Raw genomic sequence first — 21,140 nt, 5'->3', positions numbered from 1 at the left:
TCCCTACCGGGCGGAGCCGACGCTGCTCGTGACTGGCTCGTGATCGAAATCGGACGAAGACGAGCGCAAGGAGAACGTCGCGTGAGCGTTACTCGTCCGCAACGACCGACTGCACGTGGCCGACGACGCCGCTTTTCAGCTCCACCTCCGGCCCCTTCGGATCGTCGCCGTAGATCGTCCCGATTTCGCCGACGATCGGCTCCTGATCCTCGGACTGGACGTCCTGATCGCCCTGCACGATCTCGACGGTGATTCCCTGGCGGAGTTCCTCGGCGGTAGGGCGTTCGCTCGACATACGGGTGGTGATCGGCCGGGTACGTCGAAAAGAATGCTGCCTGCACTCGCCTCGCCCGATTTGGCGCGTTGTGGCGATCTCGGTCGCGCGCCGTCCCGCGATTCCGTTACTCGTCGTGATTCTGTTACTCGTCGTCCTCGAACTCGAGGGCGACGCTGTTGATGCAGTAGCGCTTGCCCGTCGGCTCGGGGCCGTCCTCGAAGACGTGGCCGAGGTGGCCGCCGCACTCGGCACAGAGGACTTCGGTGCGGCGCATGCCGTGGCTGGTGTCGAGACGGGTCTCGACCTTGTCGTCGTCGACGTCGTAGAAACTGGGCCAGCCACAGCCCGACTCGAACTTCGTCTCGGAGTCGAACAGTTCGGCGCCGCAGGCCGTGCAGGCGTAGCTGCCGTCGTCCTTGTGGTCGACGTACTCGCCGCTGAACGGTGGCTCGGTGCCGGCTTCGCGGAGGATGCGGTACTCCTCGTCGCTGAGTCGCTCGCGCCACTCCGCGTCGCTTTTCGGTAGGTCGTCTGCGGTGCGGTCGTTCTCGGATTCCATACGTGGTGTAGGAGGGTGACGTTCAAGAGTTTGTCCGCGTCGCGCGAGTTCCCAGTTGTCTGCTCACAACTTGCGCTCGACCCCGTCGCGACGGCGTTACCGTCGCGTAATGACGTCCGTACTCTCGCAGTTCGGACACTGTGTCATCCGGCCCAGTTTCGGGACCTCGAGTCGGATCCACGCGTCGTCGCCGCCCGGCGCCTCGAAGCCGCAGTTACGACATCGTGAGAGCGCTGTGGCTGTGTCGGTGGCCATACGCGATGGTATGTCACCGAGTGCCATATAGGTTGCTCCGGGAGCGACGCCGCCGAATTAGGGAAGGATGGGGGAGCGTGTGACGGCACTCGGTTCGGCGGGCGATCGCGATTGCGGTCACGATCGCGTCTCGCCGATCGACTCGAGTTGCCGGTCACTCGGAGATCTCTTCGTCGGCCCGCCGCTCGCCGCGGATCGTCCCACGTTCCGTCGCCGGCGTTCCCTCGAGCGCGTCGCGTCGGCCGACGACAGCGTGTCTACCGTCGTCGTGACAGGGGCGACGACGTCCGGTTGCCGTCGGCGAATCGGACGCACGTGCGATCTCCGTGGGAGGAGTCCACGACTCCGTACAAAAGTGTTCGCAATTATATCAGTTTCGGAGTTGTGAAAGTAACGGTTTCGGTACGATTACCTCGATACCGCCTGCCGAGCGGCGCTGCGATGAACACCGGCTGACCGCGAACGTGCTGGTCGAAAACCTCCACTGTCTTAGGCCATGCCGTCTAACTACCCCCAATGACAGTTGCGCGTACCGTCGAACTCGAGGGCCACATCATCGATTCGGGGACGATGGGCCACTGCTTCGGCGTCGTGATGGACATGGGCGGCGAGTTCGAAGTCGAGGAGTTCGAGGTCGGCCGCCACAAACACGCCGAGACGTACTGCCGGATGACCGTCATGGCCGACACCGAAGAAGATTTGCGGGCGATCCTCCACGAACTCAACCAGCAGGGCGCGACCGTCGCCGACCCCCGCGACGCGACGCTCGAGCCGGCGCCGGAGGACGGGGTCGTGCCGATCGACTTCTACTCGACGACGAACCACCCGACCTACGTCCGCGTCGACGGTGAGTGGGTCGAGGTCGCAGACCCCGAGATGGATTGTGCACTCGTGGTCGAGCGGGGGGATCCGGCGGATCCGCAAGGAACCGGCGACGCCGGCGAAGGCGACGGTGAGCCACGGGTTTCCACCAAAGTCCTGAACGCCGTCGAGGAGGGCGACCTCGTCGTCACCGGCGAGACCGGCATCCGCGTCGAACCACCCGAGCGGCCCCGCGACGGCGGCGGCTCCTTCGGGTTTATGCAGGGCGGCGTCTCGAGCGAGCGTCCCTCCGAGTCGCTCATCGAGGAGATCGCCGACGAGATGCGCGAAGTGCAGGCCGAGGACGGGAACGTGCTCGCGGTCTGCGGTCCGGCGATCGTCCACGCAGGGGGCCGGGACGCCCTCGCGGACCTCGTGGGTGCGGGCTACGTCGACGCACTCAGCGCCGGCAACGGCTTCGCGGTCCACGATTTAGAGCGCGACCTGTACGGCACCTCGCTGGGCGTCGACACGGAGAACTTAGAGCACCCGCGGGAGGGCCACAAGCACCACATCTACACGATCAGCGAGATCGTCCGGCTGGGCGGCATCGAGGAAGCCGTCGAGGCGGGCGTCGTCGACGAGGGCGTGATGTACGAGTGCGTTGCGAACGACGTCCCCTTCGTGCTCGCGGGCTCGATCCGCGACGACGGCCCGCTCCCGGACACGATCACCGACTCGATCGAGGCCCAGAACGCGATCCGCGAGCAGGCCCACGAGGCCGACCTCGTGCTCATGCTCTCGACGCTGTTGCACTCCGTCGCCGTCGGGAACTGCCTGCCCTCGACCACCAAGACCGTCTGCGTCGACATCAACCCCGCGACGGTCACCCAACTGCTCGACCGCGGCAGCGCGCAAGCGATCGGCATGGTCACCGACATCGGGACGTTCATCCCCATGCTCCGGGACGAACTGCTCGAGTAGGTACTTGAGGCGGGAGGTGAGGACGGCGACGCCCCGCTCGCCGGTCAATAGCGGCTCCCCATTCTGTAATCACACTTGGACCTGCCTATCGCGCGCGCTCCAGATTCGTTATTACACTCGAACCCGAAACTACGGGCGATGGCCACCGGGGATGCACTCGCCGCCGCGGCTCTCGAGACGCTCCCGATCACCGTCGCCGTACTCGACGACGACGGCGAGATCCTCCTGACGAATCGCTCCTGGCGCGAGTTCGAAGCCGGCGAGACGGACGACCACGTCGGCTACGACTACGTCGCCACCGCTGCGATGGACGCGGACGACGACGAACACGCCCAGCGCGCGACCGAGGGCCTCGAGTCGGTGCTCGAGGGCGAGCGCGACTCGTTTTCGATGGAGTACCCCTGTCACTCGCCCGATCAGAAGCGGTGGTTCATGATGCGAGCGGGCCGGTTCACCGCCGATGATGCGGTGCGGGTGACGGTCGTCCACCTCGAGATCACCGAGCGGAAACTGGCCGAAATCGCCGCCGAGGAATCCGCCGAACAGGTGCGCGAAGAGCACCGCGCGCTGGAACACGTCCTCGAGCGCGTCGACGGACTCGTCCGCGAGGTTACCGACGCCGCGGTCGGCGCCGGCAGCCGCGACGAGATCGAGCGGCGGGTCTGTCGCCGACTCGTCGACACCGATCCCTACGTCCTCGCCTGGATCGGCCGCGTCGACGTGACGACGCGACGGGTCTCGCCCCGCGAGTGGGCCGGTCGGGACGACGTCCCCCTCGAGGACGACGATCTCGTTCTCGGCTCCGACGAGACGCATCCTGCCGTCCGCGCGCTCGAGGAAGCGGAGCCCTACGTGATTCAGGATCTCGCGGAGTTCGAGGACGCCGACCGGTGGTGGCCGACCGGAGCGGGCGAGCAGTATCACGCAGTCGCTGCGATCCCGCTGACCTACGGCGACGTCACCTACGGCGTGCTCACGCTCTTCGCCGCCGAGCCGGCGGTGTTCGACGAACGCGAGCTCCCGATCCTCGAGTCGCTCGCGGAGACGGTCTCGACGGCGCTGAACGCCATCGAGGCGCGGCGCATGCTGACGACCGAGACCGTCGTCGAACTCGAGGCGACGATCGAGGACCCGTCGCTGTTCGTCACGGAACTCGCCGACGCGCTGTCGACGACGGTCATCTACCGCGGGCTGACTTACGACGAGGGCGGCACGCCGCTGGCGTTCTTCCGCGTCGAAACGGCCGACGCCGACCGCGCCGTCGACGCTGCGACCGCCCTCGAGGACGTCGAGAACGCGTCCGTGCTGACCGAGTACGACGACAGCGTCGTCCTCGAGTTAGCGCTCGGAAACGGCGTCATCACCGCACTGGCCGACCACGGCGCCGTGATCCAGCGATTCGACGCCGACGATCGGGTACTCGATCTGGCCCTGGAGTTGCCAAACGGCCAGGCCGCCCGCTCGGCGTACGACCTGCTCGAGGAGCGGTACGATCGCGTCGAACTGCGCAGCTACCACGAGACGGACCAGCCGACGCGGACGCCCCGAGATCTGCAGTCGACGATCGAAACCAAACTGACGGACCGCCAGCAGACGGCGTTACGGAAGGCCTACTACGCCGATTACTTCGACTGGCCGCGGGGCGTCTCCGGCGAGGAACTGGCCGAATCGATGGACGTCTCCCGGTCGACGTTCCACCAGCACCTCCGGGCCGCACAGCGAAAGCTGCTCGAGGAACTGTTTGCCGGCGACCCCACTAGTGAGGCCTAGGTATTTTATAACCATCCGTCGTTGTCAGACATCCGACGGTCGGTGACGGTTGCGTTCGCGTCGTCGACTCGGATGAAGTTCAGCAATGCAACAGGAACACATCGACGCCGGCAAGGCCATCCAGCGACGGACGGGAAAGACGTTCTACCTCGCGACGAAATTCCTGCCGGAGCGAGTTCGCCACGCGACGCACGTCCTCTACGCGTTCTTCCGCATCGCCGACGAGGTCGTCGACGACGCCGAGGGCGTACCGCCCGCAAAACAGCGGGCCGAACTCGAGTCGCTCCGCGCGCAGGCGCTCGGCGAGGCCGAGCCCGAGGATCCCGTCCTCGAGGCGTTTCAGGAGCTGCGAACGGCGTACGACATCGACGACGCGACGGTCGACGAATTCGTCGACGCGATGCTGACCGACATCGAGACGAGCCGGTACGAGACCTACGCCGACCTCGAGTCGTACATGGGCGGCTCGGCGGCCGCGGTCGGCGTGATGATGACGGCGATCATGGACCTCGAACCCGAAAAAGAGGCGACGGCGCTCCCGCACGCCAGAAAACTCGGCGAGGCCTTCCAACTCACCAACTTCCTGCGGGACGTTCGCGAGGATATGCTCGAGCGCGAGCGAATCTACCTCCCTCAGGAGACGCTGCGGCAACACGGGGTCTCGAACGACGAAATCGAGCGCCTCGAGTACTCGGACGCGTTCGCGGCGGCGATGCGCGAGGAACTCCACCGCGCCGAGTCGCTCTACCGGGAGGGCGTCGCGGGCATTCGGTATCTCCCCGAAGATTGCCAACTGCCGGTGCTGCTGGCGGCCGTGCTCTACGCCGAGCACCACGCGCTGATCCGACGACAGGAGTACGACGTGCTCTCTTCCGAACCGTCGCTGTCGACGACGCGGAAGCTGTGGTGTCTCGCGAAGACGCGGTGGCACTGGCAGTGGACCCGCGACCCCGAGGCGGTCTTCGAACGGGTCTCTGCGGTGCCGACGCTCGAGTCGGACGCGGAGACCGACTCCGAACCCGGTCCCGGCCCCGACTCCGATCCCGACCCTGAGCCGCACAGACCCGACCGCGGCGACGGCCTCCCGACGCGATAATTCTAGCGCCTCGAGTCCGCTTGTGGACGGACTCGAGGCGCCTATCAAAGCCCCTGATATAGTGGATTCCCTTTCGTATCGCCGCAGTGCGTACCGATAGGTATGGCCGAACGCACCAGTTCCGGTCCGTTCGAAGTAACGGAGAACGACCAGGAGTTCGTCCGCACCGCCGCGGTCTCGCTGGGCGTCTGGCTCGCGCTAACGCTGCTCGCCGTCGGGATCCTGCTGGTGGCCGGCGACAGCATCACGAGCCTCTTCCTCTGACCGTCCGAGAACGCCTCCCCGCTCGAGGGCGTTACCCGCTCGAGAGCGCCGTTCGGACCATCGCCCAGTCGTAGCGATCGGTGCTGAACAGGCCGGCGCAGAACAGCCCCGCGACGGCCGCGGCGATCCAGTTGCCGTACAGTAGGTTGATCGCCCCCCACAGCAGCACGAAGCTCACCAGATCGTCCAACACGAACTCGCAGGTCCGGACGCGCTCGAGCAGCGCCGCCCGGTCGAAGGCGAGATCGACGAGCGCGACGGCGACCGCGCCCGAGAGGAGCCAGCCCCGATAGTTCGAGAGCGGGACGCCGTAGTAGCCGCCCGTCTCGTAGCTCCAGAAGCCGATCGCGACCGCGCCCGGATCGAGGACGAGGTCGACCGCGACGACGGCGGCGACGGCGACCGGCAGCCTGACCAGCGCCCGCTCGAGGCCGCGCGGCCACCACCGCTCGAGGACCAGCAGGGTGAGCAGAACGGCGTTCAGCACGAGCGGGATGAAAAACAGCGGCAGCGCGAGCGGTATCTCGCCGTTGAGCATCGGCCCCAACTCGATGCCGTACTCGAAGGCGCCGTAGGGCCAGTCCGTACGCACGCCGACGGTCTCGATCGCGTAGGTGTAGGCCGTCAGCAGACCGAGACAGGCCAGCGCCCGACTATCGATCCGGGGCAGGAGGCCGACGATCAGCGGCGAGCGCATGACCGCGGTCCCGACGAAGATCAACAGCGGATTGTACGCGAGCGGCGCCGGCAGGAGGTTCTCGGCGCTCGCGACCAGCAACAGCGCGCCGACGACGGGGAAGACGACCGCGATCGTAAACCGGTTCTCCCGGATCAGACGCTCGAGGCGGCGCTGGACGGCGGTCCGCGTCTCGCCGTGTTCTTGGGCGTGCGTAGCGGGAGCGCCGCCCGCATCGTGTGCGTCGGTCCTATCCATTGACGATCCTCCAGAGTCCGCCCATCGTCAGCACCGCGCCGACGACGGTGTTGATCGCCGGGAACCACCAGTAGGCCCGGTCGACCGCGACGCTCGAGGAGACGATCGCCCCGATTAGCGCCGGGTAGACGAGCATGACGGCGCCGAGTCGGACGTCGACGGCGGCGAACCCGAGGGCGCTGCCGAGCCAGCACGCCCCGCAGTAGGCGTAGGTGCGCCGTTCGCCCAGCACCGTCGCGGTCGTGCGGATGCCGGTCGCGCGGTCGGGTTCGATGTCGGGAATCGCCGAGAAGGTGTGCATGCCCATGGCCCACAGCCACGCGCCGAGAATGGCGATCGCTGGCGGCTGTGCGCCGGCGACTGCGGCGTAGGCCGCGGCGCCCGGCGCGACGTAGAGGCCGTTCGAGACCGAGTCCAGGATCGGCGTCGTCTTGAACCGAACCGGCGGCGCGCTGTAGCCGGCCCCGAGCAGCAGGAAGACGACGAGCCAGGGCCAGACCGCGGGCTCGAGAAGCGGCGCGAACACAAGCGGCAGCGCCGCACAGACGCCGACCGCGAGAGGAACGTATCGCTGGCCGCGGTACCGCGCTTCCTGCTCCTCCTTTTTGGGGTTCGCGGCGTCGATATCCCGGTCGTAGATGTCGTTGATCCCGTAGAGGAAGACGTTCGCCGGGAGCAGGAAGTACGCGAAGAGGACGACCGACGCGGGAGTGAAGAGCTCCGCTCGTGACTCCGCCGCGTACGCGACCCCGACCAGCACCGGTCCCGCGAGGTAGAGCCAGAACCGCGGCCGCGAGAGGACGAGCAGATAGCCGAGTCGATCGCGGAGCCCGGCATCGCCGGCCGTCGACGCGCCGCTCGAGGGCCGCGATTCCCGGTCGCCGGCGTCGGGGTTCGGGTCGTCGGTCATCGGCAGATCGGAGGATCGCGATACTGGGACATTCGTCTCGCAGTCACTCGTCTCCGTGATCCGCGAGCACCTTCTCCGCGGTCAGTTCGCCGCTGATGAGACACATCGGGACGCCGATCCCCGGCGTCGTGTCGCCGCCGACGAAGTAGAGGCCGTCGGCGCCCTTCGAGCGGTGGGGCGGCCGGAAGAGCGCGGTCTGGCGGAGGGTGTGGGCCAGCCCGAGCGCGGTCCCGTCGTAGCTGTTGTACCGGTTCGCGAAGTCCTCGACGCAGAACCGCTCCTCGACGACGATCCGATCGCGAAGGCTCGTGCCGGTGTAGTCGGCGATGTCGTCCAAGATCTTGTCGCGGTACTGCTGGCGGATCTCGGGGGTGTCCTCGAGACCGGGCGCGATCGGCACGAGGACGAACAGCGCGCTGTGGCCGTCCGGGGCGACGTCGTCGTCGGTCTCGGAGGGGACGCAAATGTAGTAGGCCGGGTTATCGGGCCACTGCGGGTCCTCGAAGATCTGGTCGAAGTGTTCCTCCCAGTCGGTCGGCAGGACGAGCGTGTGGTGGGCCAGGTCGTCGACCTCGCCCTCGAGGCCGAGGTACAGTAGGAAGGCGGAGGGAGCGTAGGTCCTGGACTCCCAGTAGTCGGCGTCGTAGCCGCGCCGTTCGGCGGGCAGCAGGTCCTGCTCGGTGTGGGCGTAGTCGGCGTTGCTGACGACCAGATCCGGCCGGAGCGGGCCGTCGGGAGTCTCGACGAGGAAGGCGCCTTCCCGGCCCTTGATCGCCGTTGCCGGCCGGTTCGTGTCGTACTCGACGCCGAGTTCCCGGCCGAGATCCGCGATCGCGTCGACGGCCGCGGCGACCCCGCCGTCGGGGTACCAGACGCCGAGGTTGAAATCCACGTGGCTCATCAGGTTGTAGAGCGCGGGCGTGTTCTTCGGCGAGCCGCCGAGGAACACCAGCGTGTACTGCATGATCTGTTGGAGCTTCGGGTGGTCGAAGTAGCCCTCGACGTGGCCCTGCATCGAGCCCAGCAGCGAGAGGCCCCGGGCCTGGCGCGCGACGTCGAGATCGAGGTAGTCCCGCAGGCGCGGTCGGTCCTCGTAGACGAAGTGCTCCATCCCGACCTCGTAGTTCTCCTTGGACTTCGCGAGGTATCGCTCGAGGGCCTCGCCGGCGCCGTCCTCGTACTCGTCGAAGACGTCCTTGGTCCGCTCGAGGTCGGGTGTGATGTCGACCTGATCGCCGTCCTTGAAGAAAATCCGGTAGTGGGGATCGAGGTGGGTGAGTTCGTAGTAGTCCGAGGGCGTTCGGTCGAAATCGGCGAAAAAGCGCTCGAAGACGTCCGGCATCAGGTACCACGAGGGTCCCATGTCGAACCGAAAGCCGTCGCGCTCGAGGTGACTCGCGCGTCCGCCCAACTGTTCGTTTTTCTCGATGACTTGGACGTCGGCGCCCGCGTCGGCGAGGTAACACGCCGTCGCGAGACCGCCGACGCCGGCCCCGATCACGACGACGGACGAACCGGCCAGCGATTGCATGAGTCGTTGTGAGTATCGGCCAACTGAAAAACGTGTATCATACATACGTCGGGTTCCGGACTCGTTTGCCGTTTGTCGGCCGCGCGTCCGGCGGGCGTAGCGCGTCCATCGGCCGCCCCGAGTCGATGCTTATATTCGCGTCCTGAGTTGGCGGATATTCGATCACGTGTCTATTTTTACGGGAGAATGTGAAAATCTGAGCCAGTTCGATACCGTCGGAAATGCCAACGTCTTAGTTCTTCAACCCACTCGTTTCCTCATAATGGCTGATCCCGAACCCGAATCCGAACGCTCCCCGCCCCCGCAGGGGGACGCGGACGATGCTGATTCCGGTCAGCAGGCGGAACCAGCGTCGGCTGACCCGGTCGCCGAGCAGGGTACGGCCGTCCGAGACGCCGTCGAGCGATCCAGACACGGCGCGCCGGCGGTCGGCTCGGTCGTCCGCGATCGATTCTCGTCCGACGAGGTCTTCCAACGGATCGTCGCGGCCGCCGACGAGGAGGTCACGTCCGGCAACCGGGAACTGTTCTTCAGCGGGTTGGCCGCCGGCTTCGCGATCACGATTACGTTTCTGCTGTATGCCTCGCTGTACGGTGCGACCGGCGGCGATCCGATCCTGAGTTCGCTGCTCTACCCGCTCGGGTTCATCTACATCATTATCGGCGGTTACCAGCTCTACACCGAGAACACGCTCCCGCCGGTCGCCCTGACCCTCGAGCGGTTGGCCAGCCTTCCGATGTTGCTTCGCCACTGGCTGATCGTCCTCGCCGGTAACTTCACGGGCGGCGCTCTCGGTGCGGTCGCACTCACGTGGGGCGGCGTCTTCGACCCCGATGCGGCGGATGCAGCGATGTCTATCGCACACCACGGAATCGAGACCTCGTGGTGGCAACTGTTCTTCAAGGCGGCCTTTGCGGGACTGATCGTCGCCGGCGTCGTCTGGGTGACCTTCGCCTCTCGCGATACGATCTCCCGCCTCGTCGTCGTCTACCTCGCCTTCCTCGCGATTCCGCTCGGCAACCTGTTCCACGTCGTCGTCTCGTTCACCGAGATGCTCTATCTGGTCTTCGCCGGCGAACTCGCCGTCCTCGTCGGCGTGACCGACTTCGTGTTGCCGGTGTTGCTCGGCAACACGCTCGGGGGTATCCTGCTGGTGACCGTCGTCAACTACTACCAGACCAGCGAGGAACGCCTCGAGTCCGCGCGGTTCGACGGTATCGAACGCCGGCTCACCCCACAGGAGTGGCTGTTCGGCAGCCTCGCCGGGCGATCGTACGTCCCGCTGATCGACACTGCGGAAACGACGGCGCCCGAGGACGACGAGACGTACCGGATCGTGGTTCCGATCGCCAATCCGCGGACCGAAGCGCCGATCGTCGAGTTCGCCACACGGCTCGCGAGCGATCACGAGCACGCGACCGTTCACGTCGAACACATCGTCCAGACACCCGGCAGCTCGGCGACGGCCGACAGACAGCGCGATCGGATCGTTTCCGAGTCCGAAGAACTGCTCGCCGATCTCGAGGAGATCGTCACCGGTCAGGCGGTCGACTGCCAAACCTCGACGGTCGTCACGCACCGATCGTTCGAGGAAATCTTCGACACGGCCGACCGCGAGCACGCCGACCTCGTGTTGATGGGGTGGGACGAGAACACGCTGTGGAGCGCCGCGCGGGCCGAACGACCGCTCAGCGAATTGACGACGCGGCTGCCGTGTGACTACCTCATCCTGAAGAACCGCGGGCTGGACACGTCGCGGCTCCTCCTGCCGACGGCCGGGGGTCCCGATTCGGACCTGAGTGCGGCGGTCGCGCGCACGCTCGCCGATACAGACGGGTCCGAGGTGTCCCTCCTGCACGTCGTCGACAGCCCCGAGGAGCGCGATGCCGGCGAACAGTTCCTCACGGAGTGGGCTATCGATCACGACTTACCCGACGCCGAGATCATCGTCGACGACTCGGGCGACGTCGAGGACGCGATCTGTCGCGCCGCCGACGATCACACGATGGTCCTGATCGGGGCGACCGAACGCGGCCTGCTCTCGCGGCTCGTCACCAGCACGCTCCATCTGGACGTCATCAACGAGGTCGACGCGTCGGTGTTGCTCGCAGAGCGACCGACGGAGCGCAGCCTCTACAAGCGAATCTTCGGTCGACGATAGCGCGCCGAACCGGATTCGGTCGACCGCGAGGCTCCGAGAGCAACCCTTTTTCGACGCGATTCCGATCGGACGACGCGGCAAGTGTCGGTCGCCGGTAACTCGAGCCGAGTTACTGCTATAACGCAGATCACCTTCTCGGTAGCTAGGCAATCGCTATCCCGCCAGCCCCTCGTCCGCTCCGGTCGGTGCCGGCATCGTCGGGGGTAGGTTTCAGTTCCTCCCAGTTGTACGCGACGTATGACGCAACTGACTGCCGCCATCACCGGCGGTACGCACGGCATCGGACGCGCCGTCGCCGACGCGTTCGCGGCGGCGGGCGCGACGATCGTCGTCGGGGCTCGAGACGGGGACGAGGTCGATGCGACCGTCGGGGCGCTCGAGGACGCGACGGCCGAGACCGCGACCGCGGCGGGGCACCGAACCGACGTTCGCGACGAGTACGACGTCGAACGCTTCCTCGAGACGGCCTCGAGAACGGGAGCCCGCAGCGGGGTCGACGTCGTCGTTCCCGCGGCCGGCGTCTACCACGGCGAACCGGGGGCGACGCCGACCGACGACGAGTCCTACGCGGCGTTCGACGACCACTGGCGGACGAACGGGCGCGGCGTCTTCGCGACGATCCGCGAGGCGCTGCCCCACCTGAACGACGGCGCGCGGGTGCTCGTCCCGACCGGACCGGTCGCCCGTAAGTCCGCTCCTGGGTACGGGTCCTACGCCATTTCGAAGGCGACCGCCGAAGCCGTCGTTCGCGGATTCGCCGCCGACACCGACTACGTCGTCGGCTGTCTCGATCCGGGGCACGTCGCGACGGACCTGACGGGCGGTACCGGCCGCGACCCAGCCGACGTCGCGGAGCTGTTCGTCTGGGCGGCGACCGAGGCCGACGCGGACGACCTCGACGGATCGGTGCTCGGGCTGCGGGAGTGGAAACGCGCGACGCGGTAGGCACGATCGATCGGAACCGGTATCGAGCGGTGACCGTCACCGCAATAATTAACTCAGTTTCGTATCCGAGTAGTTTTACAAGGCCGGATCGCGTACGGAGAAACGATGCCGGAAGTCACCGTCTCGGAACAACTGTACGAAAAGCTCGAGGAACAGACCGACGAGTCCATCGAGGACGCGCTGTGGGACATGATGCACCAGACCCAGCGCGGCTACCACTGACGCGGTCGGATTCGGTTGCTTCGACGCGGTGAGCGGTGCGATTTTTGGATGGGTTCCCGGGTAGCGACTGCTATCGGAAATCGAGCGCAGTAGCAGACGGTGCACTCCCCGTACGCACAACGGCACTGCTATCGCGGCGTACGCTCTCGGAGCCCAGTACTAGCGGAGAAAGCGACGAAATTAGTCAGCGCTGCGACCGCTATCAGTCAATGTGACCTTCGCGGCGGAGCTGGTCCGCGTCCTGGCTGGTGTAGCGCCACTCGATGGTGGCCTTCTCGTCCTGCCAGTCCCAGGGTTCGGCGACGACGATGTCGTCTTGCTCGATCCAGGTTCGGTATTTCATCCGTCCGGGGATGCGGCCCAGACGCTCCTCGCCGTCCTCGCAGCGAAGCTGAACGTGGTTTCCACCGAGGTGTTCGGTGACGACGGCGAATACTTCATCGTTGTTGGGCATACGGAGGTTCCGACGCCCGGAGTTTTCTGTCACAAGATAACTACGCACCGAAGACGTTTAAAAGGTTGGAGAGTCGTGGTAACACGCCTCCCGATACCGAAAATTCGTTTTCGAGACGCTGGGGTTCGGAAAACGAGCGTCGACGGACGCACCGGTTACAGTTCGCGGTCCGAATCCGGATTCTCGAGTTCCCACAGCACCTCGGGGAGGAAGGCCTCGAGGTTGTCGATGACCGACCGCTCGCTGACGTTCAGTCCCTCGCAGTGGTCGTGGGCCGAATCGCGGATGTCGACGTGGAGGTCGCCGTCCTCGCGCCAGACGCCGAGCGGGAACACTGAACACCGAGTCGGCTTCCAGTCTTCCTCAAGATGCAGCGAACAGAGTCCGTCCTCGCGAAGGAAGGCGCAGGCACAGCCGTCCTCGGCGACGTGGTCCTCGCGTCCCTTCTCCTCGCGGGTGACGAACTTCTCGCCGCGAAAGTCGGTCGTCGTCTCGGCGAGGTTCGCCCGCTGGGCTAACTCGAGTAAATCCTTGTCGTAGAGCAAGACCCCGTGGTGACAACACCAGGTGCAGTCGTCGACGCACTCGAAGGTGAGGTCGGGGTCGAACTCGACGACGACCTCGCGGTCGGGGTAGACTTCCACGCGGCGCGGGGCCTCCTCGGTGCTCACGGCAGTGGGGAGGGACCGCGCGCGGAAGTGTGTTGCTCCTCGCGGCTGCGACCGGGGTCGGCGCTGCGGCGCCGCGGCGGACGCTCCGTCAGCCGCAGTAACAGTTCCCGTCGGGACACGCCGTCGCCTCCCGCTCGCCGAACTCGAGGCCCAGTCCGGCGAGTGCGGCCCGGAGCCGCTGGTCCGCGCTCGTCTCGGGCCGGACCATCCCGCCGACCGCACCGGTCGGGGACTCGCCCGCGTCGATCGTCGCGACGACCTCGCGGCGCGCGTGATCGACGACGGCGACGCGGTTCGCCGTCTGGACCGGCACGTACAGCTTCTCCCGGCGCGGCCCCCACGCGCCCGAAATCGCGCTCCCGCCGACGTCGAGGACGCGGTCGACTTCGCGGTCCTCGAGGTCGAGGACCGTCACGGCCTCGGCGTCCGGCGTGAACAGGTAGCCCGTCTCGCACTCCGGACCGATCTCGCTCGTGATCGGCGTCGCCGGCAGGCCGTCCGAACGCGTGATGCGCTCGAGTTCGACGGGTTCGGTGGGCGTCGACACGTCCCAGATGCTCTCGGACCCCTCGCGGGGCACCTCGGGATCGGGACCGAGCGCGCCCTCGCCGTTCTCGACCAGCAGCAGGTCGCCGTCGAACGACGCCGTCGCCATGAACGGCAACACCTGTCCGTCCCCCGCGGGTTCGCCGACGTCGACCTCGGCCGCGGTCTCGAAGGGGTCTACCTCGACGACCCGAAGCCGTTCGGCGGCGATCTCGGGGACGAACGCGTACTCGCCGCCCGGGTCGAGCGTCGCGTCGCACGGACCGGTATAGCCGGTTCGGATCTCCTCAGTGACCTCGCCGAAGGTATCCCCGTCGCGGTCGGCGTCGATTCGAACGATCGCGTGGTCCTCGGCGGCCGCCGACTCGTCCGATTCGTCGGCGCCGTCCGATTCGGGATCGGGATCTAGCGTCGTCGTCCCGCCCGCGGCGACGAGCAGGTGCTCCTCGTCCGGCGTCAGGTTGGGATAGTTCGGCTCGAAGCCGGTCTCGACGCGGGCGACCTCCTCGAGCGTGTGCGCGTCCAGCGCCGCGACGCCGCCGTCGACGTTGAGCCAGAGGACGTCGTACTCGGAGTCCGCGCCCGTGCCGTACTGGTTGGCCGGAAACGACGCGGTGGTGTCGACGTGGACCGTCTCGAGGGCCTCGTCGCGCTCCGCGTCGACGACGGTCACCGTCCGGTCGCCGTTGTTGAAGACGTAGACGGTCGGTTCGCGCTCCACGGCCGCACCGTCGCCGAGGCAGCCGGCGACGGCGGCGCTCGCGCCCGCAGCCGACGAGCGCATGAGGCGTCGTCGGTCGATACCGGACGCGAACGGATCCAGCCGGTCCGATTCCGTCCGCCGATCGGTCGCCGTTCGGTCTCGAGGGGAGGCCATGGGATGGATCGGCTACTACGGGCGGGCCCTTAGCGTCGCCGCCAAACGCGCAGCGGAACGCGGCGTGAGCTGATTCCGATTCCGTCGATCGACGGGACGCGGGATACGGCGGTTTCGGTCTCGCCGTCTGGTTCAGGCGGTTTCGTCCGCCTCGATCACCGTATTCCGCAGCGTTCCGACGCCCTCGTAGGTGATCTCGACCGTGTCGCCGGGTTCGACCAGTCCCGGATTCGCCGGGCTGCCGAAGGCGATCACGTCGCCCGGCCGGAAGGTAAACCGCCGCGAGAGGTAGGAGACGACCTCGTAGGGATCGAACAGCATCAGTTCCGTGTTCGCCTCCTGCCGGCGCTCGCCCGCGACGTCCGTGTGCATGTCGATCCCCCGCGGATCGAGGTCCGTTTCGAGCCACGGCCCGAGCGGGCCGGAACCGTCGAAGGCCTTCCGCGCAGTCCGCCCCTGCTGGTCGAGCGCGTCGACGTCGTTCATGATGGTGTAGCCCCGCACGACGTCGGGCACTTCGGCCTCGGAAACGTCGTGGCAGCGCTCGTCGATCACCGCGGCCAGTTCGCCGGCGTAGGTGAGTTCGTTCGTAAATTCGGGGTACTCGATGGGCTCCTCGTGGGCCAGCAGCGACGCCGGCGGCTTGATGAAGAAGTCGGGTTCCTCGGGGCGCTCGTACTCCATCTGCTCCAAGGTCTCGGCGTAGTTGCGGCCGACGCAGTACAGCGCGGAGGGCTCGCAGGGCGGCAGGAGGTCGCCGTCCTCGCCGACCGCGTACGTCTCGTCGTCCGCGTGGACGACGCCGTCCTCGTAGCGTCCGCGTACCGGTCCATCGGATGTCTCGAGTCTCGCGAGTCGCATTATCGGCGCTGGGGCGTCCGGCGGATTAGTGGTACCGATTCCGGCGACGGACTCGGTGCTCGAGGACTTACGAGGATGCGATGGCAGGGTTCCCGCGACCGCGGCCAAGCTGAAAGGATCGTTTCACGCTGCGCCGGTTTTTATACGCCGTCTGACAGCATACGAACCGATGAACCGACGGACGATACTGGCTGCGGTCGGAACGACGACGGGCGCCCTCGCCGGCTGTGTGAGCGATCGGACGGACGGCGGGAACGCCGGCGGCGAGACGGGCGACGAGCAGCACGCGGCGACCGCGAACGGGTCGACCGGCTCGACCGACGGGACGGTTCGTAGCCACTTCGAGACCGAACCGACGCGACCGGAGTGTGAACTCGAGTCGGAAACGGTCACGGTCAAGTCCGGCGGCGAAACGGAGACGGCCGAAACGGCAACGACGATCCCGTACCCCGATCCCCCGGACTCGTTCGCCGACGACGCCGTCGTCGAGTACGTCGAGGCGTTCGATCACGCGCACCTGACTCACGACGTCCTCTGCGATCGGCAGGGGTCGGACGGCGCGATCCTCAGCATTAGCCACGCCGTTAGAGCGCGCGAGACGTTCGACCGAACGGACGGGATTACGCACGTTTTCCTCCTTCGAGCCGCCGGTGCGACCGCGGGCGTGTCCGGAAACGGTCAGAAATGGGCCGCCGACATCGGCTACGGCGGCGTCGTGTACGCGGTCGACGAGACCGGCGTCGCCAGGGCCGGGTTCCCCGAGGCGCGTCCGGGGAAGACCGGCGAGTTGGAATCGGAAGCGCCCGATCCGCTCACCGACGGGACGCTGGTCGCCGCCTTCGACTGAGACGTGCGTCCGTGCCGACCGCGACGACACGAAGCTCGTTCGTGGCATATGCAACCCCGATCCGTTTCTCGCTGCTCGTTCTCGCTAGACCCATGACAGCTACGTCCAACCGCACGAAACTGCTGAAAAACGCCGGCGTCGTCACGACGCTCATCGACGCCGTCATGGAGTTTTCGAAGGGCCGACCCAAGAGCGGCGTCCTCCTGCTGGGCTCCGCGCTCGCCTCGTCGCGGATTCCCGGCTTCGGCACCGCCGTCTCGCTCCTGCTCCGGGCCTACCGACGATTCCGCTAACGGGTCGATAGCAGTCGGTACAGTTTGCACTCGAGTCAGTACGTCTATCGCCCCGTCAGCAGCGGGCTGCGTCTCACTCCTCGAGCACGAGATACGTCCGCGCGCCGCAGTGCTCGAGCGAGACGCGTTCGGTCGAGACGTTCGCGCGGACGAACTCCTCGATGCCGGCCGTCCGGAGGTCGGTCACGTCGATGCGACGACGCCGCTCGGCGGTCGTCACGGTCCCTTCGCGTCGGCTGTCCACCTCGCTCCGGTCGTCGGCCGCGTCTACGATCAGTGCCATACCTCTCAATTGGACAGACGGTACGTCAAACCGATCCGTCCGGAGTGAAAGTGAAAGTGCAGGACATGAGACGTGTCCCCTCCAAATCCGTGTCGTCGACTCGGTCGTGGCGCTCCGACAGTCGTGCTACTGCGCGGCTCAGCCGAGTCGTTTTACGTCGACCTGGTGGGGCCCGTCGTCGGTCTCGAGCGTCACCGTCTCGACGATGGCGGCTTCGGCCCGCTCCTGCCACTCTTCGACGGCCTCGGCGTGGCGTTTTCGGAGCCGTTCGGCTTCCGCGTCGTCCAGCTCATCGAGAGTGTCCGCCGCGAGGTCGTCGAATTCGTCCTCGAGGTGCGGATACGCCGCCAGCACGTCGTCCGCGATGACGTCTTCGGGCGGAACGTGGATCGCCCCGGTTACCTGCGTATCGTCGACTCGATAGACGTGAAGCCGCGCCCGCATCCGGCCGTGGAACGGCGAGGTCACGCGGAGGACGGCCTCGCCGGGGTTCTCCTGCCCGTAGGCGTACGCGTTGACGGCGTCTTCCGCCGATACGGCGAGCGACCGGATCCGGGTTGGATCGCTCTCGTCGGTTCCGTCCTCTCCCATCGAGCAGTCGTTAGCGGCGAACGCGTTTAATTGCCCTGCCCCGGCGACCCGTCGGACGGCGTCGGTCGAAACACGCTGGCGCGAACGTCCGTCGAGACGCCGTGGGTCGCCGCGTCGACCGACGACGGTACCTGTTGGTCGATTCCCGCGTAGTGTGCGCGCAGCGACGCTCGAACGGCGTCGCGGACGCAAGCCCGCGTCGCCGCGCCGACCGCCGTTCCCGAACCCGAAAACGAGGTGGCCGGACCCGACGGATCGTGGCCGACGACGACCGCGTCAGTCGTGGTGCCGGGAAATCCGGTCGCCGCGAGCAGCGTCGCCGCCTTCGCCTCCGCGGCGACGGCGATCAGGTTCGCCAGCGCGCCGGGCTCGAGGGCCCGCGTCGTCCCGACGATGAGGTTGACGGTGCCGGTCGGATCCAATTCCGAGTCGAAGTCCGAGTCCGGTCCCGGATCCGCGTCGGCATCGGTCGAAGCATCGGGGGCCATCGGCAGCGCCGCCGGATTCGAAATGCCGGCGGTGGCGTAGACCGTTACCGGGCCACACTGGGCACCGCGGGCGTCCTCGAGGTCGACGCCGGTCAGCAGGACGGGCGGCTCGCCGCCGGCGTCGCGGGTTTCGTCCTCGCCACCGGCGACGGCAGTACCGTCTCCGTCGCCGCTATCGGCGAAGTCCGCCCGCTCGAGCCGTTCGTCGACGTACGCCTCGAGATCGGTCCGATCCCAGCCGTCCGGAACCGAGACGTTGTACGCGCAGTCGGCGGTCCGGCGGCCGCCGTTCCAGCCGGTCGAGAGCCACTCGGCGTCGGCGTCATGATCGGAGCGACGAACCCGGAGGACGCCGTCCCGACGCTCCGCCTCGTACGCGCGCTCGCGATCGCTGTCGTCGGTCGTCTCCATCGTCATCGGTCGCGGTTGCCCTGCACACCGAGCGCTGCGAGCAGTTCGTCGTTCGCCGCGCGATCCTTGACGGCGACGCGAACGTGGGACTCGAGGCCGCGGAAAGTCGTCGCGTCCCGAATCGCAACCCCGCGGTCGCGGGCCGATGCGATCACGTCAGCGACGTCGCGGTCGCCGACGTCACACAGGAGGTACGGGGCGTCCGACGAGTAGACGTCGAACCGCTCGCCGAGCGCCTCGCGCAGTCGCTCGCGCTCGCTCGCGACGCGCTCGCGCGTCTCCCGGACGAACTCGTCCTGCCGAAGGCAGTGGGCGCCAACCCGCGCGGCCGGCGTCCCGAGCGACCACGCGCGGCGGGCCGTCTCGAGCGCGTCGCGCCGCTCGCCGGTCGCAACAGCGAAGCCCGCCCGCAACCCGGGGAGTCCGAACAGTTTGGTCAACGAACGCGCGACGATCACGTTCTCGAGGTCGCGGTCCCGCGCGAGGGTGGCCGCCGACGGCAGGTCGGTGAAGCCGAGAAACGCCTCGTCGACCAACAGCGTCGTGCCCGCCCGCTCGCACCGAGCCGCGAAGGCGGCCAGTTCGTCGGGATCGGCCGCCTCGCCCGTCGGATTGTTCGGCGTGCAGACGACCGCGAGCGCAGCCGACTCGAGGCCCTCGCGCTCGAGGGCGAACAGGTCGTCGTACCGAATGAACCGCGGCTGTGCGCCCTGCAGTCGAACCTCGCGGGCGTACTCGCCGAAACTCGGGTAGGGAACCAGGGCCTCGTCGCCGGGCTCGAGCGTGATTTCGATAGCGAGCCGAATCGCCGCCAGTCCGCCGGGCGTCGGAACCACGTCGTCGGGTTCGCAGCCGACGAACCCGGCGGCCGCGGCGCGGAAATCGGGGTAGTCGTCGTCCGGGTAGCGCCGGGCATCCTCGAGGGCGTCGGCGTAGACGCCCTCGACGCCGTCGGGTATTCGGGGGTTCGTGTTCGCCGAGAAATCGAGGATGTCCGTGTCGGTCTCGCCGCCGTGGGGGACGCGCTCGGCGGTGCGGATCGCGGCAGGGTCCACGGTATCAGTCACCTCCGCATTCTTCGTCGTCGTGCTGTCCTCCCTGTTCGGCGTCGATCCCGAGCCGCGAACAGACCGTCTCGAACTGATTGCGCACGTCGGCCATTTGTCCGTCCGGCACAAGGGAGAGCGCACCGCCCATCGCGACGCCCTCCTTCGCCTCGCCGGCACAGTAGCGGTTCATCGCGACGTGGTCGCGCTCGTGATCGGCGAATCCGGGGTCCGTCACCGTTAGCTCACAGTCGAGACGCTCGCAAGCGGCCTCGAGATCGTCCCCCCGCTCATCGGCGACGAACGACGTCGTCGCGATCGACAGCGGTGCATCGACGCCGGCGTGGCGCAAGAGGGCGGCGACGGCAATCATCTGCGTGCCGCCCGCGAGCGTCACCCCGGTGCCGGACTCGAGCGCGCCGGCCGCGACGCCGGCTACCGTCGGCTGGACGGGATCGCCGACGGCGCGGATCGCCTCGAGCGGTGCTCCCGCGCACGCGCCGGGCTCGAGGTCGCTGGCTGCGAGTCCCTCGTCGACCACCCGGCGCTTGTGCTCGAGGGGGTTCTCGGGGAGCGAGGAGGAGACGCCGATCGGTTCGCCGAGCGCGGTGAGAACGCCCAGCGCCGTGGTGGTCCCGCCGGGAATCGTCTCTCCGATCAGGAGGTCGTCGTCGGGGAGGCTCGTGCCGTACCCGTGCGCGCGGTCGAAGATCGCCCCAGCGTCCGAGACGGCCTCGTCTTCGCGAACGTCCGCACCCGGCGCGACGTCCCCGATACCGACCGTCGGCGCGGTCGTCGGCTCGGCGAGGCCGGCGTCGACGATCGCGATGTCGAAGCCAACCGTTTCTCGCACGGCGCGAGTGACCGCCGCGGGCGTCGGACAGCCCGTCGGACTCACCGGCGTCACGGGCGCGCGGGTCGGCTCGCCGTAGGCGAGAATCTCGGCGTCGGCCGCGGGCGTGTGGGCCATCAGTTCCGGGGACGCGCCGGCGGCGCTTATCCCCTCGATCAGTGCGGTGTCGGTCGTGCCGGCTGCGAGTAGTACGCGCATCGTGTTGTCTCC

General features: G+C 67.5%; 24 protein-coding genes. 9 read left to right on the top strand and 15 right to left on the bottom strand.

All coding sequences use genetic code 11. From position 1 onward, the window contains the following. Window positions 1-88: 88 nt before the first annotated feature. From ATJ93_RS05850 to ATJ93_RS23530, 3 genes are all read right to left on the bottom strand, one after another. A complete protein-coding gene (locus tag ATJ93_RS05850; protein WP_120243646.1) occupies window positions 89-295 on the bottom strand; it encodes a DUF2196 domain-containing protein in 207 nt (68 codons plus the stop codon). A gap of 124 nt (window positions 296-419) precedes the next feature. Continuing rightward, entirely contained in the window at window positions 420-836 is a 417-nt protein-coding gene (msrB, locus tag ATJ93_RS05845) for a peptide-methionine (R)-S-oxide reductase MsrB (RefSeq protein WP_120243645.1), read from the bottom strand. A 96-nt stretch (window positions 837-932) separates the two neighbouring features. Then, window positions 933-1,091 carry a hypothetical protein gene (locus ATJ93_RS23530; protein WP_170155525.1) on the bottom strand — a complete coding sequence of 53 codons (159 nt, stop codon included), beginning with the start codon at window positions 1,089-1,091 and terminating at the stop codon, window positions 933-935. A gap of 516 nt (window positions 1,092-1,607) precedes the next feature. Between ATJ93_RS23530 and ATJ93_RS05835 the strand changes: the two genes are divergently transcribed. From ATJ93_RS05835 to ATJ93_RS23525, 4 genes are all read left to right on the top strand, one after another. Beyond that, the gene (locus ATJ93_RS05835) at window positions 1,608-2,876 is read left to right on the top strand and encodes an ornithine cyclodeaminase (protein ID WP_120243643.1); all 1,269 of its coding nucleotides are present in this window, start codon (window positions 1,608-1,610) and stop codon (window positions 2,874-2,876) included. Window positions 2,877-3,014: 138 nt separating this feature from the next. Continuing rightward, the gene (locus tag ATJ93_RS05830; RefSeq protein WP_120243642.1) at window positions 3,015-4,646 is read left to right on the top strand and encodes a bacterio-opsin activator domain-containing protein; all 1,632 of its coding nucleotides are present in this window, start codon (window positions 3,015-3,017) and stop codon (window positions 4,644-4,646) included. Window positions 4,647-4,731: 85 nt separating this feature from the next. Further along, the gene (locus tag ATJ93_RS05825; RefSeq protein ID WP_120243641.1) at window positions 4,732-5,742 is read left to right on the top strand and encodes a phytoene/squalene synthase family protein; all 1,011 of its coding nucleotides are present in this window, start codon (window positions 4,732-4,734) and stop codon (window positions 5,740-5,742) included. A 102-nt stretch (window positions 5,743-5,844) separates the two neighbouring features. Continuing rightward, the gene (locus tag ATJ93_RS23525; protein ID WP_170155524.1) at window positions 5,845-6,006 is read left to right on the top strand and encodes a hypothetical protein; all 162 of its coding nucleotides are present in this window, start codon (window positions 5,845-5,847) and stop codon (window positions 6,004-6,006) included. 31 nt (window positions 6,007-6,037) lie between these two features. On the opposite strand, the gene cruF is transcribed toward ATJ93_RS23525, so the two are convergent. From cruF to ATJ93_RS05810, 3 genes are read right to left on the bottom strand one after another with little or no spacing between them, the layout of a single operon-like run. Continuing rightward, window positions 6,038-6,940 carry a bisanhydrobacterioruberin hydratase gene (cruF, locus tag ATJ93_RS05820; RefSeq protein ID WP_120243640.1) on the bottom strand — a complete coding sequence of 301 codons (903 nt, stop codon included), beginning with the start codon at window positions 6,938-6,940 and terminating at the stop codon, window positions 6,038-6,040. Continuing rightward, window positions 6,933-7,850: a prenyltransferase gene (locus tag ATJ93_RS05815; RefSeq protein ID WP_120243639.1), complete on the bottom strand. Its 918-nt coding sequence runs from the start codon at window positions 7,848-7,850 to the stop codon at window positions 6,933-6,935. The genes cruF and ATJ93_RS05815 overlap by 8 nt, the downstream gene beginning before the upstream one ends. Window positions 7,851-7,893: 43 nt before the next feature. Then, window positions 7,894-9,381, bottom strand: a complete 1,488-nt coding sequence (locus ATJ93_RS05810; RefSeq protein ID WP_120243638.1) for a phytoene desaturase family protein — start codon at window positions 9,379-9,381, stop codon at window positions 7,894-7,896. 262 nt (window positions 9,382-9,643) lie between these two features. Here ATJ93_RS05810 and ATJ93_RS05805 point away from each other — a divergent pair, with 262 nt between their 5' ends. The 3 genes from ATJ93_RS05805 (at window position 9,644) to ATJ93_RS24530 (ending at window position 12,709) form a co-directional block, all read left to right on the top strand. After that, window positions 9,644-11,542: a formate/nitrite transporter family protein gene (locus ATJ93_RS05805; RefSeq protein ID WP_120243637.1), complete on the top strand. Its 1,899-nt coding sequence runs from the start codon at window positions 9,644-9,646 to the stop codon at window positions 11,540-11,542. 237 nt (window positions 11,543-11,779) lie between these two features. Next, window positions 11,780-12,487: an SDR family NAD(P)-dependent oxidoreductase gene (locus tag ATJ93_RS05800; RefSeq protein WP_120243636.1), complete on the top strand. Its 708-nt coding sequence runs from the start codon at window positions 11,780-11,782 to the stop codon at window positions 12,485-12,487. Window positions 12,488-12,592: 105 nt separating this feature from the next. Beyond that, window positions 12,593-12,709, top strand: coding sequence for a phosphohydrolase (locus tag ATJ93_RS24530; RefSeq protein ID WP_394338792.1), 117 nt, complete (start codon window positions 12,593-12,595; stop codon window positions 12,707-12,709). 202 nt (window positions 12,710-12,911) lie between these two features. On the opposite strand, the gene ATJ93_RS05795 is transcribed toward ATJ93_RS24530, so the two are convergent. The 4 genes from ATJ93_RS05795 to ATJ93_RS05780 form a co-directional block, all read right to left on the bottom strand. Further along, window positions 12,912-13,196, bottom strand: coding sequence for a translation initiation factor aIF-1A (locus tag ATJ93_RS05795; RefSeq protein WP_120243635.1), 285 nt, complete (start codon window positions 13,194-13,196; stop codon window positions 12,912-12,914). Between the two features lie 122 nt (window positions 13,197-13,318). Next, window positions 13,319-13,834 (bottom strand): YkgJ family cysteine cluster protein, encoded by a 516-nt coding sequence (locus ATJ93_RS05790; RefSeq protein WP_120243634.1) that lies wholly within the window; start codon window positions 13,832-13,834, stop codon window positions 13,319-13,321. Window positions 13,835-13,922: 88 nt separating this feature from the next. Further along, window positions 13,923-15,257 (bottom strand): beta-propeller fold lactonase family protein, encoded by a 1,335-nt coding sequence (locus tag ATJ93_RS05785; protein ID WP_245977511.1) that lies wholly within the window; start codon window positions 15,255-15,257, stop codon window positions 13,923-13,925. Between the two features lie 132 nt (window positions 15,258-15,389). Further along, window positions 15,390-16,118, bottom strand: a complete 729-nt coding sequence (locus ATJ93_RS05780; RefSeq protein WP_120243633.1) for a fumarylacetoacetate hydrolase family protein — start codon at window positions 16,116-16,118, stop codon at window positions 15,390-15,392. Between the two features lie 169 nt (window positions 16,119-16,287). Here ATJ93_RS05780 and ATJ93_RS05775 point away from each other — a divergent pair, with 169 nt between their 5' ends. Together ATJ93_RS05775 and ATJ93_RS05770 are read left to right on the top strand one after the other, a co-directional pair. Further along, window positions 16,288-16,965 carry a hypothetical protein gene (locus ATJ93_RS05775; protein WP_120243632.1) on the top strand — a complete coding sequence of 226 codons (678 nt, stop codon included), beginning with the start codon at window positions 16,288-16,290 and terminating at the stop codon, window positions 16,963-16,965. 92 nt (window positions 16,966-17,057) lie between these two features. Further along, window positions 17,058-17,258, top strand: a complete 201-nt coding sequence (locus ATJ93_RS05770; protein WP_120243631.1) for a hypothetical protein — start codon at window positions 17,058-17,060, stop codon at window positions 17,256-17,258. 73 nt (window positions 17,259-17,331) lie between these two features. On the opposite strand, the gene ATJ93_RS05765 is transcribed toward ATJ93_RS05770, so the two are convergent. From ATJ93_RS05765 to ATJ93_RS05745, 5 genes are all read right to left on the bottom strand, one after another. Then, the gene (locus tag ATJ93_RS05765; RefSeq protein WP_120243630.1) at window positions 17,332-17,541 is read right to left on the bottom strand and encodes a hypothetical protein; all 210 of its coding nucleotides are present in this window, start codon (window positions 17,539-17,541) and stop codon (window positions 17,332-17,334) included. Between the two features lie 138 nt (window positions 17,542-17,679). Further along, window positions 17,680-18,132, bottom strand: coding sequence for a hypothetical protein (locus ATJ93_RS05760; protein WP_120243629.1), 453 nt, complete (start codon window positions 18,130-18,132; stop codon window positions 17,680-17,682). Window positions 18,133-18,158: 26 nt separating this feature from the next. Beyond that, a complete protein-coding gene (locus tag ATJ93_RS05755) occupies window positions 18,159-19,037 on the bottom strand; it encodes an adenosylcobinamide amidohydrolase (protein ID WP_120243628.1) in 879 nt (292 codons plus the stop codon). After that, window positions 19,034-20,086 (bottom strand): threonine-phosphate decarboxylase CobD, encoded by a 1,053-nt coding sequence (gene cobD, locus ATJ93_RS05750; protein ID WP_120243943.1) that lies wholly within the window; start codon window positions 20,084-20,086, stop codon window positions 19,034-19,036. The genes ATJ93_RS05755 and cobD overlap by 4 nt, the downstream gene beginning before the upstream one ends. A gap of 4 nt (window positions 20,087-20,090) precedes the next feature. Further along, window positions 20,091-21,128: a nicotinate-nucleotide--dimethylbenzimidazole phosphoribosyltransferase gene (locus ATJ93_RS05745; RefSeq protein WP_120243627.1), complete on the bottom strand. Its 1,038-nt coding sequence runs from the start codon at window positions 21,126-21,128 to the stop codon at window positions 20,091-20,093. Between the last annotated feature and the right edge of the window lie 12 nt (window positions 21,129-21,140).

It is taken from the genome of Halopiger aswanensis (assembly GCF_003610195.1).
GTDB lineage: Archaea > Halobacteriota > Halobacteria > Halobacteriales > Natrialbaceae > Halopiger > Halopiger aswanensis.
This window is presented reverse-complemented; position numbering and strand designations above follow the sequence as displayed.